Annotated in this window: 13 protein-coding genes; all 13 read left to right on the plus strand. The window is 52.0% G+C overall.

The annotated features are described in order from the left end of the window. The first annotated feature begins 447 nt into the window (after positions 1-447). The 13 genes from glmS (at position 448) to EKM84_RS09820 (ending at position 14134) form a co-directional block, all read left to right on the plus strand. Positions 448-2265, plus strand: coding sequence for a glutamine--fructose-6-phosphate transaminase (isomerizing) (gene glmS / locus EKM84_RS09765; protein ID WP_125765581.1), 1818 nt, complete (start codon positions 448-450; stop codon positions 2263-2265). A 489-nt stretch (positions 2266-2754) separates the two neighbouring features. After that, positions 2755-2877 carry a hypothetical protein gene (locus EKM84_RS14440; protein ID WP_263853631.1) on the plus strand — a complete coding sequence of 41 codons (123 nt, stop codon included), beginning with the start codon at positions 2755-2757 and terminating at the stop codon, positions 2875-2877. Between the two features lie 151 nt (positions 2878-3028). After that, on the plus strand, positions 3029-3733 hold the full coding sequence (locus tag EKM84_RS09770; RefSeq protein ID WP_164511374.1) for a glucosamine-6-phosphate deaminase: 705 nt from the start codon (positions 3029-3031) through the stop codon (positions 3731-3733). A 102-nt stretch (positions 3734-3835) separates the two neighbouring features. After that, positions 3836-5281, plus strand: a complete 1446-nt coding sequence (locus EKM84_RS09775) for a glucosaminidase domain-containing protein (protein ID WP_125765583.1) — start codon at positions 3836-3838, stop codon at positions 5279-5281. 209 nt (positions 5282-5490) lie between these two features. After that, positions 5491-6576 carry an ABC transporter ATP-binding protein gene (locus EKM84_RS09780; protein ID WP_125765584.1) on the plus strand — a complete coding sequence of 362 codons (1086 nt, stop codon included), beginning with the start codon at positions 5491-5493 and terminating at the stop codon, positions 6574-6576. A 650-nt stretch (positions 6577-7226) separates the two neighbouring features. After that, a complete protein-coding gene (locus EKM84_RS09785; protein ID WP_125765585.1) occupies positions 7227-7514 on the plus strand; it encodes an LlsX family protein in 288 nt (95 codons plus the stop codon). Between the two features lie 330 nt (positions 7515-7844). Then, complete coding sequence (locus EKM84_RS09790; protein ID WP_125765586.1) at positions 7845-8153, plus strand: hypothetical protein; 309 nt, start codon at positions 7845-7847, stop codon at positions 8151-8153. Positions 8154-8756: 603 nt separating this feature from the next. Further along, positions 8757-9488 (plus strand): NEAT domain-containing protein, encoded by a 732-nt coding sequence (locus tag EKM84_RS09795; RefSeq protein ID WP_125765587.1) that lies wholly within the window; start codon positions 8757-8759, stop codon positions 9486-9488. Positions 9489-9560: 72 nt separating this feature from the next. Continuing rightward, positions 9561-10742, plus strand: a complete 1182-nt coding sequence (locus EKM84_RS09800) for an NEAT domain-containing protein (protein ID WP_125765588.1) — start codon at positions 9561-9563, stop codon at positions 10740-10742. Then, entirely contained in the window at positions 10735-11523 is a 789-nt protein-coding gene (locus EKM84_RS09805; RefSeq protein ID WP_125765589.1) for an NEAT domain-containing protein, read from the plus strand. The genes EKM84_RS09800 and EKM84_RS09805 overlap by 8 nt, the downstream gene beginning before the upstream one ends. A 13-nt stretch (positions 11524-11536) precedes the next feature. Then, the gene (isdE, locus tag EKM84_RS09810; protein WP_125765590.1) at positions 11537-12430 is read left to right on the plus strand and encodes a heme ABC transporter substrate-binding protein IsdE; all 894 of its coding nucleotides are present in this window, start codon (positions 11537-11539) and stop codon (positions 12428-12430) included. Then, complete coding sequence (locus EKM84_RS09815) at positions 12427-13395, plus strand: iron ABC transporter permease (RefSeq protein WP_125765591.1); 969 nt, start codon at positions 12427-12429, stop codon at positions 13393-13395. The genes isdE and EKM84_RS09815 overlap by 4 nt, the downstream gene beginning before the upstream one ends. Beyond that, complete coding sequence (locus EKM84_RS09820; RefSeq protein ID WP_125765592.1) at positions 13376-14134, plus strand: ABC transporter ATP-binding protein; 759 nt, start codon at positions 13376-13378, stop codon at positions 14132-14134. Before EKM84_RS09815 ends, EKM84_RS09820 begins: the two co-directional genes overlap by 20 nt. The last annotated feature ends 39 nt before the right edge of the window (positions 14135-14173 follow it).

Consider the following 14173-nt stretch of genomic DNA (forward strand, 5'->3'; position numbering starts at 1 on the left):
TGGTCTTGCTAGGCGGCTGTTCGACGGTGAGATTATTTTGCTAGATAGCAGACAACATCAGATCACTGCTTAAATAAATTAGATTTTCGAACAGGATTGACTACTCATAGACTGAGCCGCCAATCCTGTTTTTTCTTGGGCGATTTGCTGGTGAACGGGAAATTACTGTTAGTCATGAATGACCAAATAGCCCAATTACTTAGCCAATTAGTAGGCAAATAGGTGCGTGTTTTTTAAGATTTTCTAGTATAAATATTTTGATAGACCGGTTTTGGCTTTTCTAATTGACAACCCTGACAGAACGCTGTAAAGTATAGTCATTCAGGGATGGTTTTCAAAATGTTTCAGTCTATACCAATTCCTGAGAAAGCTCATTCATTTAATAATCAAATTATCCGACCCGTCTGGTTTACCGGAACCGGTGTCGAGCAAAGGAAGATAAAAACTATGTGTGGAATTGTTGGTGTTACGGGTAACGACAACGCCGTTAAGATCTTAGTCGACGGCTTACAAAAGCTAGAATACCGGGGTTATGATTCAGCTGGTATTTACGTGAACGACCAAAAGGGACAGGACTACTTGGTTAAGACCAAGGGCCGGATCTCCCAATTGCGTTCAAAGATTACCCCCGACGTACACGGTTCTACTGGGATCGGTCATACGCGTTGGGCAACTCATGGGGTCGTTAGCGTGGATAACGCGCATCCACATTTCTCAAACGACGACCGCTTCTACTTAGTTCACAACGGGGTCATCGACAACTTCCAAGAACTCAAGGCTAAGTACTTGAGCGACGTACCTTTCAAGAGCCAAACCGATACCGAAGTTGTTGTGCAATTGATCGACAAGTTTGCCGTTGAAGACAATTTGGATGCCAAGCAGGCCTTCCTTAAGACGTTGAGCCTGTTAAAGGGCTCCTCTTACGCCTTCTTGATGATGGACCGCGACCAACCAGATACGTTGTTCGTTGCCAAGAACAAGAGCCCACTGTTGATTGGGGTCGGCGACGGCTTTAACGTGGTCTGCTCCGATGCTTTGGCAATGTTACGCGAAACTCATGACTTCCTGGAATTAATGGATGGTGAAGTGGTAACCATCACACCAGACAAGGTAGCCATTGAAGACGCTGACGGGAATGCCGTTGAACGGAAGACCTTCCACGTTGACATGAACGCTGACGAAGCCGACAAGGGGACTTACCCATTCTACATGTTGAAGGAAGTCGACGAACAACCTAACGTGATGCGCAAGTTAGCCCAAACCTACTTGTCAGAACACGGCGAACCAGAAATTGATGACAAGCTGTTGAAGGCAATGCAAGCCGCTGACCGCCTGTACATCGTGGGTGCCGGGACCAGTTACCATGCCGGTCTGATTGGGAAGCGTTTGTTTGAAAATTTGGCGCACATCCCAACGGAAGTTCACGTTTCTTCTGAGTTTGCCTACGAACAACCAATGTTATCAGAGAAGCCATTCTTCATCTTCCTGACGCAATCCGGTGAAACGGCCGACAGTCGTGAAGTGCTGGTCAACGTGAACGATGCCGGCTACCCAAGCCTGACCATCACGAACGTCCAAAACTCCACGTTATCTCGTGAAGCGACCTACACGTTGCTGTTACATGCTGGTCCTGAAATTGCGGTGGCCTCAACCAAGGCTTACACGGCGCAAATCGCGTTGGAAGCCATCCTGGCTAAGGCCTTAGGTGAAGTGACGGGCCAAATTATCGCCCAAAACTTTAACATCCGCCAACAACTTGGGTTAGTTGCCACGGGGATGCAGGCCATCGTTGACGAAAAGGATAAGTTGGAAGCCATTTCGAACAACTACCTGTTGAAGACCAACCGGGCCTTCTACATTGGCCGGGGTATCGACCACGCCGTTTCTTTGGAAGCAGCCTTGAAGTTGAAGGAAATCTCCTACATTCAATGTGAAGGTTTTGCTTCCGGTGAATTGAAGCATGGGACGATTGCCTTGATTGAAGAGGGCACGCCAGTCATTGGGTTCATTACCCAGGAAAAGACGGCCGGCCTGACTCGGAGTAACTTACAAGAAACTATGGCGCGGGGTGCCAAGACGTTGACCATCGTTCGCGAAGGTTTAGCCGTTGACGGCGACGACTTGATCCTGCCAGATGTTGATGAAATGTTAATGCCATTGCTGAGCGTTGTCCCAGCACAACTGTTGGCTTACTACACTAGTCTGAACAAGGGCTTGGATGTTGATAAGCCACGGAACTTGGCCAAGAGTGTGACTGTTGAATAAAGTTTCACCTGAGAGCTACCCACTTGTTGGGTGGCTCTTTTTTTGATTTGGTCGTTGGTTTTCCGCTCCCGGCGGCGGCTTTCAAAGTGCCCGGCTATGGGGCCGGTTCCAGACCGAGGGGCGGTCTTCCACCTCAACTTTGAGCCTGAGGAGCGGTCTCAAAGGTTGTCCCGTGGACTAGGCTGAGTCAAAACCTCAGCCAAGACCACCGACACAGCCGGGCACTTTGAGCCGCCTCTGGTCGCTGAGACTGGTTCGATGCGCGCCACCTAACCAGTGGGTAGATTCAACTGGTCTGGTAGCCGTGTCTAACTAGCTTGCTGTTCACGACTTTGCTTGGTGAGCCCACAGAAAGAGTTTGTCAATGGCCTAGTAACGCAGCATTTACGACTGGCCTTACACCAGTGGTGAAACGTCTTTTTCTTGCGTTAACTTACTTTTAGTTGTATAGTGATTGCAAATAATCTATGAAAGCGGGAGGTGAAAATGATGAAATATACGAAGCGAGTCGATAGTCATAAAAACCAGAAGCAAAAGGATGCCACTTTTGAAAAATTCCGGAAGCAGCAGAACGATTTAAGCGCCAACCGGCGGGGAATTCGGCGGAAGTAGTGGGACGGTAGCCATTTTGGCGGTCGTCCTTTTTGTTTTCAAAAATTTTCAAAATCCCGAGCAAATGGCTTGCAAAACTGGTCTAGAGCATTTATAATTGGACTATACCATTAAGAGAGGGAGACTGAATGATATGAAACAATTGACGAACATGAAGGTACAAATTGTTAGCGACAAGCAAGCAGGGGGCCAGGCTGGTTTCCGGGTCTTTGAAGAGGCGTTACAGAACGGGGCCAAGGTTTTAGGCCTAGCAACTGGAAGCACGCCAGTCACCATTTATGAGCAATTGGCTGCGAGCGATTTGGACTTCAGTCAATTAACGTCGGTCAACCTGGACGAATACGTTGGTTTGAACGCGGACCATCCACAAAGCTACCATTACTTTATGCAAGAACATTTATTTAGCGCTAAACCTTTTGCGCACTCATACGTCCCAGACGGGTCCGATTTGGATGCGGCCAAGGCCACTAGCGAATACGATCAAATCATTGCGGAAAACCCCATTGATTTACAACTGTTGGGCTTGGGGAAGAACGGCCATATCGGCTTTAACGAACCCGGGACCGATCCCGACTCAACGACCCACAAGGTGACGTTAACGGACTCGACCATCGAAGCCAATGCCCGGTTCTTTGACAACGCCGATGAAGTTCCTCGTTACGCCTATTCCATGGGCATTGGGTCCATTTTAAAGGCTAAGCAAATCCTGATTGTGGCCTACGGTGAAGCCAAGGCCGCCGCGGTTGCTGCCATGATTCAAGGCCCCGTAACGCCAGACGTGCCAGCCAGTTATTTGCAGACTCATCCGAACGTGACCGTGATCTTGGATGAAGCCGCTGCAAGTCAGTTAGATTAAGTCTTTGTTTCAACCGCATTTTCTCTTGAATTTTCCTTTCTGCACCCGGGGCACATATGGTATTCTTGTCCTGGAAGCGATTTTAAGGGGGAAACCGGTAAAATGAAGCGAACGAAACGATGGCTACTAGCCGCGCTCGTCTTGGGTGTCGGCGTCGGTGGCTTTACCATTAGTAAGGGGACGGGTCATGCGGCGACCACCGACCCACAAACCTTTATCTCAACTTTGAAGAGTCCGGTCACGACGGTTGCCAACAAGTATAAACTGTATCCGTCCGTGATGATGGCGCAGGCTGCCTTAGAGAGCGCTTGGGGGACCAGTACGCTCACTACTACTGCCAATAATTACTTTGGCATTAAGGGCGCTTACAATGGCCAATCTGTGACGATGCAGACGTCCGAGTACGATAGTAACGGGCAGTTATACTATACAAATGCCAACTTTAGAAAATATCCTAGCGCCAAGGCCTCAATGACGGACAATGCCACGTTGTTACGCAACGGGACCAGTTACAATCCCACGATTTATAGTGGGACCTGGCGGGAAAATGCGGCGACTTACAGTGATGCAGCCAATGCGCTGACCAACACCTACGCCACCGCCCCGACCTATGGTAGCAGTCTGATCTCGATTATTAAGACGTATAGCTTGAGCTCGCTGCTAGATGGGAGCTCGACCAGTTCATCCAGCAGCTCCTCTAACAGTAGTAGTGCGGATACCGCGGCACCTAAGCCGAAACCGGTCGTGTATGATAAGGCGATGTACTTTGGTGCGAGTGGGACCCAAACAGCCCGGCTGAATGCCCAATACACCAGTTACCGCCTGTACAACCACATCAAGGGGACCCGCGAGAAGGTCACGAAGACGGCTTGGAACAAGGTCAGAGCTGGCCAGGATGTCCAGGTTTACCTCGATATGCGTGGGGTAAAGAAGGCTGCGACGACTGGTAAGAAGACCACCTGGTACCGGCTGAAATTTAGCAACAGTAGTTCGGCCAAGAAGTATTGGGTGTACGGCAAGGCCTTAACGCTGCCGACCGTTAAATACACCAAGGGATCGGCCACGGTTAAGGTGAACAGCGCGTTGAGTGGAAGTTACTACAACCACGTGTTCAATTCACCCTATCTGGCCAAGTCCATGGGCGCACTGAAGAAGCTAACGGCGAAGTCCTACACGGCTGATAATCAGGCGGTGAAGACGCAGGATGGTGTCAAGTCGACCTGGTACCGAATCAAGGTTGGCGACAACAAGTATTGGATTGCGTCAACGGAAACGGCTGCCAGTCCCCAGTACGATTACGTCGTGTACTCAGCGGCCAGCGGAACCAAGAAACTGAGCGCCAAGTACAAAAAGTTTACGCTCTACAATCACGTGAAGAAGACCCATTTCAACCAGGAAAGCTATAAATGGCCGAGTGGCAGTAAAAAGGGCGCAAAGGTTACGGTGAACTATAAGGGACTCAAGACGGCCTACGGGACGACTTGGTACCGCATCCAGTTCAGCGGGAACAAGACCAACTACTGGGTCGATTCACGCGCATTAGCTTAAATTAAAGGGGTAAATTGAAGGTTTGGTAGCCATGGGGGCTGCTGAACCCTTTTTGCTTGCTGGACAACCGTGGACACCTTAACAAATCGCTAAGGCTGACCAGAAAGTTCCCACAAGTCACAAATATTTGGTATAATACAACAGACTGAGCCCGGTACGTTTACGGGCCGCATAAGGAAACGTAAAAATTGAGTTAGGAAGTTTAATTCATGGATAATTCTTACAAAATTAAAGTACAACACGTTACGAAGGAATACGATCTGTACAAGAGCCAAGCGGAAAAACTGCGCGCGTTCTTCTCACTGCGTAACTCTACCGTGCCACATTTCTGGTCACTGATGGGGATTTCCCTGGAAGTGAAGCCGGGCGAAACTCTGGGCTTGATTGGGGTCAACGGTTCCGGAAAGTCAACGCTGTCCAACATTATCTCCGGCATCATTCCCCAAACGACGGGGACGGTCGATGTTCGCGGGGACACCTCAATCATCGCCATCGGGGCCGGCTTGCGGGGTAATCTGACCGGATTGGAAAACATTCGGTTGAAGGCCTTGATGCAGGGGCTGACCAATCCCGAAATTGACGCGTTAATGGACGACATCGTGTCCTTCGCTGATATTGGTGATTTCTTGTACCAACCAGTTAAGAGCTATTCTTCTGGGATGAAGTCACGGCTGGGCTTTTCAATTGCCGTGCACGTAAACCCAGATATTTTGATCATTGATGAAGCCTTGTCCGTTGGGGATGATACCTTCTACCAAAAGTGTGTGGACAAGATTTCCGAATTTAAGGATGAGGGCAAGACCATCGTCTTCGTCAGTCACTCCCTGAAGCAAGTGGAAATTCTGTGTGACCGCGTCGCCTGGATTCACTACGGGACGCTCAAGGAAATTGGTGAGACATCTGATGTGGTCAAGCACTACCGTGAATTCACCAAGTGGTTCAAGGGTCAGACCAAGAAGGAAAAGAAGCACTTCCAACGCCAAATGAAGACCAACCAAAAGTCTTTTGATATTGATGCCTACCAGAAACAGGTCACCGAAGAACGCCAAGCGGCGGCACCAGATGATGCCAACGTGGCAGCCGAGGTCAAGAAGGACTTCTATGGTTCAGTTATCAGTGAAAAGATGAGTTGGGGGAACCGAATTTTAACCTTCGGAGTCGCTATCGTCTTTGTCCTGGCTTGCTTGGTCAACGTTTCGGGTCACTCAGTGAGTGAAGTCCTGCAAAATCCAGGGAGCATTGTGCACCCAGAAACGGTGCTTCACGACTCAAACAAAACAACAAATGTGAAATAAATTAGAGAATAATAAGAATACGGATAGATTTTTATTATTTTTCGTGGTATCTTTAAGTTACCATTTATTTACCCCTTTATTTGATTTCCCAATGAACCGAATAAAGGTTTATCTCTCATTTGGTGAAGACTAAATGGCGGGGCCGAGAAGAAATTCTCGGTCTCTTTTTGTAGAGTGCGGAGCGGGGCGTTTAGGTCCTGAGCATTAACGTCGGTTCAGTGATGACCCTGGGCTTGGGTCATTGCTGAACCGGGGTTAAGCGCAGGGACCTGGCTCGCGTAGCACGTTTCGGAAGCCGCCAGGACCAGGATAGTTCCGCGAGGAGCCAATCGAATGCCCTAAGACAAGATAGAATTTAAGACCTATCCCGGGCCTGGGTCGTTTCCGTTACGGTGTTAAGCGGAACCAGTTGCCCCGCGTAGCACGTTTCAGAAGCCGCCAGGACCGGGATAGTTCCGCGAGGAGCCAATCAAACGCCTTAATAAAATCTAATGCCAATCAAGAGCTACCAAATCCAAGGTGGCTCTTTTCTTTTGAAAAGGAATCAAAACGCACAATATTAAAACTCACCAACCCAACCGCACACAAATTAATACCATCGCAAACAACGTGCAGTAAACTAGCCCCAACCAAAAGGGGAGGCCATCCACATGAACAAAACCAGTCGGCGAATTCTCATTGAAATGATCAGCGGTGGCTTAATCGCAGCAATCGCTATGCTCCTATGGGGCGGTTTTGACGCCTGGTTTGCCCGGGCCAATGATGTCACGCCTCTTAGGGTAGACTTTTTCCACATCACCTTTTACCGGGTCACCCAAGCAATCGGCCAATTTCACGGTCAGATTTTCCCCGTGCATGTTGGGATTCTTCTGGTCATTGGTGCGGCCTTGGTAGTGGGTTTAGTTGAACTCTGGCGCAAGTTGAGCCGCGCCAGCTAGTAGCCAAGTTACAGACCATTTTCAAGTTCGACACAAAATATAATTTTTTTAAATGGCCGTCAATCCGGTCCAACCCTATGTAGGAGTAGGGAGTAACTGGTGAGCACCCAAAGTGATAACGTAAAATAATAGTGAAAATCACCAACTATTTTTTGAAAGCTATTGACAGCGCTTACAAAAACCGGTATATTATATCTCGTAAGGTATTAATAATTACCTTCTAATCAATTCTCTTTCTCTCTTATGCCGACCACTGCCATTCCCTGGTAGTGGTTTTGTTTTGCCCAAAATCACGGTATAATAGAAACATTGTGCGGAGGCGATTTAAAAATGAAAAGTCACGAAACATTTACACTGATCGAGGAAATTACCCGCCTCGATGGCAGTAAATACATGGAAATCAGCGACATGGTCCAAAATGGCCGGGCGGAACTGGCAGTAGAGCGCAAGCTGATCAAGCAAGTGCGGATCCTACAGCTAAACATTGCCCACACGCCTCACGTCCAGGCTTACGAAGACTACGTGAACGAAAATTACACGATGCCAGAAGAGGCCTTCACTGAATTTCAAGAATGGAAACGCACGCCAGAAATGGAAAAGGAAGTTGCGGCTATTCTCCACGAAAACCATATTGGGTAATCGTTAAATGATGCATTAGTAAACCACGTCCTAGTCAATGAGGATGTGGTTTTTTCTTTGGACGCGTTAGGAGCTAAATTGCTCACGCAACATGCGATTCACGACAGAAGATAGTTAGCCAACTTAGCAAACAAAGCTCACTGATCACGTGGATCAACAGCACTCACAAATATGAATCAGCGATTAGTGACTCAGTAGATGTGGGATGGTAAAAATGGACCAGTGGACAGTCTAAGTGACCAGAGGCGGGCCAAGGCGAGCAGCTGTGTCGATGGTCTTAGCTGAGTGAATTTTCTCAGCTTAGAGCATGGGACAACCTTTGAGACCGCCCCTTAGGCTCAAAGTTGAGGTGGAAGCCCGTTCTTCGGCTGGAACCGACCCCACAGCAGGGAACCTTGAGCCCGCCGCCGGGAACGGATGTCATCGCCTCCCGAAACAGTTTAACCACGCATTTAACCCCAAGAAAAAACTAATCGGCCTATCAGTATATAAACAAAATGACAATTTGATTGGCTACAAAATTGTGGTACTCAACCAATAATCGTGCTACTATGAAAACGGATTCATAGATAATCAACAAATTGTTTTGGGAGGGTTTATTTTATGAAAAAATCTTTAACGATTATGAGTGCTTTATTGATGGTCACCAGTGCGGGGGCCGGCATTTCCCTGAACCAAGTCACAGCTCCAACGGCGACGGCTCAAGCGGCGACTTTAAACGCGGCTAAACTGGCAAATGGTAAGTACAGCGTGAAGTACAGCCTGTACAAGACCGGGACCACGACGGCTTCTGAAGCGGCTAGTTACTTCACCACCGCAACGGTTACGGCTAAAAACCAGAAGACTTCCGTGGCGTTGAAGAGTACGGCGGCCGCTAACCAGTATCTGGATGCCGTCACGTTAGGCGGCCAGGCGGCTAAGGTCACGAAGGCAGCAACGGGCAATACATACACGTTTAGCAACGTGAACTTGAAGAAGGACCAAACGATGGGCTTTACGGTTGCCGTTCCGGGCATGCCACAAGCCATGAAGGAAACCGCGACGTTGGCCTTTCAAACCAAGACGTTGAAGGCCACCACGCAGGCGAAGGCTAAGAAGGCCGTTAAGCTGAGCACCAAGGCGGTCAAAGCCAAGACCAAGGCGGTCAGCGGTACGACCACCAAGGGTGCCAAGGTAACGGTCAAGCACAACAAGACCACGCTGGGTAAGGTCACAACCAAGAAAAAGGCCTACACGGTCAAGCTGAAGAAGGCCGTTAAAAAGAGCTGGAAGCTGAAGGTCACCGCGACTAAAGCCGGTTACAAGACCGTGACCAAGACCGTAACGGTTAAGTAAGTGGAAAAATCACTACCGGTTTCGGTGGTGATTTTTTGGTTTTACTAAAAATAAGAAACGGGGGAGCACAAGATGAAACATCTACAGCAATTTTTCCGTGTCATCGCCTGTCTGGTCGTGGGTCTCGTCTTCCTGGGCTGGGCCCAAACGACGGACGGCCATGCCGCGACGTTAAGCAATGGTCTTTATCAAGTTCCCATGAAAATTATCAAGGCGGACAGCAGCGCCACGTCCGATGCCAATCAGTTCTTTGGCAAAACGGCCGTGGTCCGCGTGAATCACGCTCAGGTGACGGTTTTGATCACCTCAAATGGCGCCAAGTACATTAAGAAGATGACCGTGGCTGACCAAGCCGTGACACTAGTCAAGACGGTAGATCACCAGGCGGTGTATCAGTTTAATCTGACGGCCCAGATCAGTCCGCTGACCACGACCTTTAGCCTGACGACGCCGATGGGGGCCATGAAGGAACAGGCTCGCCTGACCCTGAACTGGGCCCAGGCCAAATCCGTCAGCAAAAGTGTCGCGACCACGGATCTGATTGCGCAGGCTGAGACGCTTGCTAAGGCCAATGCCAGCAATCAGAGTTCTTCCGTGACCGTGCCAAAGTCCACAACGACTAAACCTACCGCCACCTCGACGGCTAAAAAGACCACCACAGCCACCGAATACTGGCGCTACCAAGTCTTACAGGGCGCTAAGATGACCAAATCCGAGGCTGACCAGTACTACACGGACGTGGCGACCGTGACGCCGAAGGGCACCGGTTATCAGGTGACGCTCCACGTGAAATACGCCAAGTCCCTGAAGCTCGGGGCCCGGGCGGTCGTGCCCAAGCGTATCAACGGCGCACAGCCACAACATGTGACGTACGGCCAGAGCGGTCGGAACTATACCATGAGCTACACCTTTACCGTGGCGAAGCGGTCCGCGTTGACGCAGAAATTGATTCCGGGTCAGATTCACGTGACGGTGCCTGCCATGAACATCAGTCAGACGTTCCCGATTCGTTTCCGGTTTGCCCGGAGTGGGGCGGCTGATCAGGCAGCGGCTGCGACGGTCGCGACGTTGCCCCATACCACGGTGACCGCAGCTAGCGCTAGTGCCAGTCCGACGGCCACGTCGACCACGACTAAGCCGCATCAGGCAACACTGCCACCAACGGGTGAAGCCACGAACAACTGGGCCGTCCTGGGCCTCGTGGGCTTAGCGCTCGGCGGGTTTATTTGGCGAGGAGGTCGGGCCCATGACTAAAGGCTTACGCGGTCTCATGCTCACCGTCCTGGTGACCATCGCTGTCTGGTTCCTACCCACGGCGGCGCACGCCCAATCACTGGATTATTCAGCGCTCAAATATGGGACGAATCAAACCTCGATGGCCAGCGGCTACTTTGTCCATCCGGCCAAGGTGACGGTGAAGAATCACGCCTACGTGGTCACCATGGACATTAAAACGGCCAAGAAGTTAACCAGTTGGCCGGTGAAGGTTTTATCAGTTGATGGGCAATCACCCGAAAATGTCCGCAAGGTCAAGGATTCAGCGGGCAACTCCCATCTGTACTATAGCTTTACCACCACGAATTTAAAACGCGCGGTAAATGCGAAGCTGTCGATCTATGTGCCGGACGTGTACAAGGCCAAGCACCTGATCACCTTTAAATTTAAAACGGGGAATTTGCCAGCATTGAACCAGCGGACGACTACGACACGGGCAAAGCGGACCCAGTCCAGTACGGCGACTAGCGCGTCAACTAAGCCAGCTGTCACTGCCGCATCATCGTCCGCGAAGTCCGCGTCTAAAGCGCAGGCTAAAAGTAGTGCCACGAAAGCAAAAAATAAGGCGAAGTCGTCATCAAAAGCCAAGTCCAGTCAATCCACTAGCAGCCAGTCGTCCAGCAGTACCGACAGTCAATCGGCGTCCAGCGCGGACCAATTACCAGCGCACCAGACCCATTGGGGCGCGCTGATTGGCGGCGTGGTCGCAATCGTCGTCTTAGTCGGTGGCGGTAGTTGGTGGTACTTTGGCCGACACTAGGAGGTAAATGCACATGCAAAATCCAAGAAAAATCGGCCTGATCACGTTGGCCGTTTTGGTCGTGCTGGGCCTCGTTGGTGGCGGTATTGCCTGGCACCAGCAACGGCAGAAGCAAAGCCAGCCACGCATCGTGGCAACGACGGTCGCTATCGTTCAGATTGCGGACAAACTCCACTTACCCCTGGTGGGCGTGCCAACGACGGCTAATAAGCTGCCGCAACGGTACCATCAGGTCACTAAGGTGGGGAGTCCGATGAATCCCAGCGTGGAAAAAATCACGGCGCTGAAACCGACCGCCGTGTATTCCGTGACGACCTTGGACGACCAATTTGGTAAGGCCTTCAAGGCCCAACACGTGACGCCGCACTTCTTGAATCTAACCAGTGTGGGCCAGCTGCAGCAAACGTTGACGCAGCTGGGCAAGCGGTACGACCGACAGGCAGCGGCGGCGAAACAAAATAAGCTGATTGATCAAGCCAAGCAGCGGGCAACCGCCCGGGCACGTCACCGGCACCAACCCCGAGTTCTGGTATTAATGGGGTTGCCCGGCGCGTCTTACATGGTGGCCACCAACCGCTCGTACGTGGGGGACCTGGTGCGTCTGGCCGGGGGCCAAAACGTCTTCACCAGCCGCACGCAGGAGTACCAAGCGCCCAACGACGAGGCCATTCAAAAGGCGAACCCGCAGGTCATTTTGCGGCTGGAGCACGCGATGCCCAGCATGGTGACCCAGCAGTTTAACCACGAATTCAAGAGTAATGCCATGTGGGCGCAGACGGCGGCGGTCAAGCACCACCGCGTCTATGACCTGCAGGAGCCGACCTTTGACGCGACCGCGAACATGCGGGTCGCCACGGCGCTCAAGCAGGTCAGTCAATGGCTGTATCCGAAGGGGGCGGCCGCATGACCAAACACGCTGGCTGGTGGTATGGTGGCGTGATAGCGCTGCTGGTGCTGACCAGCCTGATTGCGCTCATGGCCGGTACGACATGGCTGGGACTGCCTCAAGTCACGTGGGCGGTCAGCCATCCGGCCAGTCGCGCCTTTGTGACGATCTTTTCACTGCGGCTACCACGAATCCTGAGCAGTCTCATCTGTGGGGGAAGTCTGGCGGTCGCCGGCGCACTGTTTCAGGCCGTTTTTCGCAATCCCATCGCCGACCCCAGCATCTTAGGGATTAGCTCCGCCGCCGATTTCTTTAAATTGGGTGGCGCGATTCTTTTACCCTGGCTACCCGGTCGCAACTGGCTGATGGCATTGGTCGGCGGGCTGATTGCCCTGACCATCCTGACCAGCGGCCGTGCCCTGACCGATCCGTACCGGTTGATCATCGTGGGGGTGGCGCTCGATGCCACCTTTGTCGGCCTCCAACAGCTACTGAGCAGTGGGGCCGCTGCCGTGAGCCACAGCACGTTTAACGGACTGACCTGGAGCGATACCGCCACCTTGCTCGGACTGGGCGTCCTGGGGCTCGTGGTGGCCCTGATACTGGCACCCTGGGCGAACTATTTAAAATTAACGGATAGCGCCCTGAAAAATGTGGGCGTGCCGGTCAACGTGCTCCGCTGGACGTTGCTGTTACTGGGGATGTACCTGGCCGTCAGTGTCACGGCGGTGGTCGGCACGATTCCCTTTGTCGGTATCGTGATTCCCAACGTGGCCCGGCGGCTAGTTGGTCACGATTACCAAACCGTGCTCCCATTCTCCATGCTTGCGGGGGCTTGGTTGATGCTTGCCGCCGATACGCTGGGACGGACGGTCATCGTGCCCAGCGAGATTTCCGCGGCGACCATGATGGCCGTCATTGGGGGGCCATTTGTCATTATTCTCTTACAACGGGGGCGAGGTTTTCATGGAATGTCAACACGTTAGCTATCAGTATCCTCGCCAAACTCGCGGCCTGAGTGACCTGACGGGGGTCTTCCCACCAGGACAGGTCACGACGATCATTGGGCCCAACGGTGCAGGCAAGTCCACGCTGCTCCAGTTATTAGCGCGGCGGCTCCCAGCACAGGCGGGACAGGTCGTGTTAAATGAACAGCCGTTGGACCAATTGACCACCAAGCAGTTGGCCCAGCAAGTGGCGATGGTGACGCAACATCATCAGTTGTACGACGAGCTGACGGTGCGCGAGGTCGTGGCAACGGGCCGGTTGCCGTATCACGGGTTGTTGCAGGCGGTCCCGGCAAATGAGGTGACGCCATACCTAGAGATGGCGGGGCTGACCTCGCTGGCCGATGAGCTGATTCAAGACCTCTCCGGGGGCCAACAGCAGCGGGCCTGGTTGGCCGCGGCCTTGGCCCAGGAACCGGCCGTGCTCCTGCTGGATGAACCGACGACCTATCTCGACGTCCACTACCAGCAGCAGTTGATGACGCAGTTGCGGCAGCTGGCGGCCAGGGGCCTGACGGTGATCCAGGTGCTCCATGACATCAACCAGGCCTTTCGCGTGAGTGATTGGCTGTGGTTGTTGCAGGACGGCCAGCTGGTGGCCAGCGGCACCCCGGATGATCTCCGCGATGCGGCATTGTTGGGCCGGACGTTTGCCACACCAATTGAGATTGTGACGGTGCCACATCTGGGGCCGTATATTGTTCAGCTGCCAGATTAATTGGGTTATGTTGGTTGCGCCCCTTAAGCTGGTAGCTTG

Origin of the sequence: Levilactobacillus mulengensis (genome assembly GCF_003946045.1) — a bacterium.
GTDB classification, from domain to species: Bacteria; Bacillota; Bacilli; order Lactobacillales; family Lactobacillaceae; genus Levilactobacillus; species Levilactobacillus mulengensis.

Coding starts and splice junctions, on each gene's coding strand:
- glmS (WP_125765581.1), top strand. CDS start 448: ATGTGTGGAATTGTTGGTGTTACGGGTAACGACAACGCCGTTAAGATC.
- EKM84_RS14440 (WP_263853631.1), top strand. CDS start 2,755: ATGAAATATACGAAGCGAGTCGATAGTCATAAAAACCAGAAGCAAAAG.
- EKM84_RS09770 (WP_164511374.1), top strand. CDS start 3,029: ATGAAGGTACAAATTGTTAGCGACAAGCAAGCAGGGGGCCAGGCTGGT.
- EKM84_RS09775 (WP_125765583.1), top strand. CDS start 3,836: ATGAAGCGAACGAAACGATGGCTACTAGCCGCGCTCGTCTTGGGTGTC.
- EKM84_RS09780 (WP_125765584.1), top strand. CDS start 5,491: ATGGATAATTCTTACAAAATTAAAGTACAACACGTTACGAAGGAATAC.
- EKM84_RS09785 (WP_125765585.1), top strand. CDS start 7,227: ATGAACAAAACCAGTCGGCGAATTCTCATTGAAATGATCAGCGGTGGC.
- EKM84_RS09790 (WP_125765586.1), top strand. CDS start 7,845: ATGAAAAGTCACGAAACATTTACACTGATCGAGGAAATTACCCGCCTC.
- EKM84_RS09795 (WP_125765587.1), top strand. CDS start 8,757: ATGAAAAAATCTTTAACGATTATGAGTGCTTTATTGATGGTCACCAGT.
- EKM84_RS09800 (WP_125765588.1), top strand. CDS start 9,561: ATGAAACATCTACAGCAATTTTTCCGTGTCATCGCCTGTCTGGTCGTG.
- EKM84_RS09805 (WP_125765589.1), top strand. CDS start 10,735: ATGACTAAAGGCTTACGCGGTCTCATGCTCACCGTCCTGGTGACCATC.
- isdE (WP_125765590.1), top strand. CDS start 11,537: ATGCAAAATCCAAGAAAAATCGGCCTGATCACGTTGGCCGTTTTGGTC.
- EKM84_RS09815 (WP_125765591.1), top strand. CDS start 12,427: ATGACCAAACACGCTGGCTGGTGGTATGGTGGCGTGATAGCGCTGCTG.
- EKM84_RS09820 (WP_125765592.1), top strand. CDS start 13,376: ATGGAATGTCAACACGTTAGCTATCAGTATCCTCGCCAAACTCGCGGC.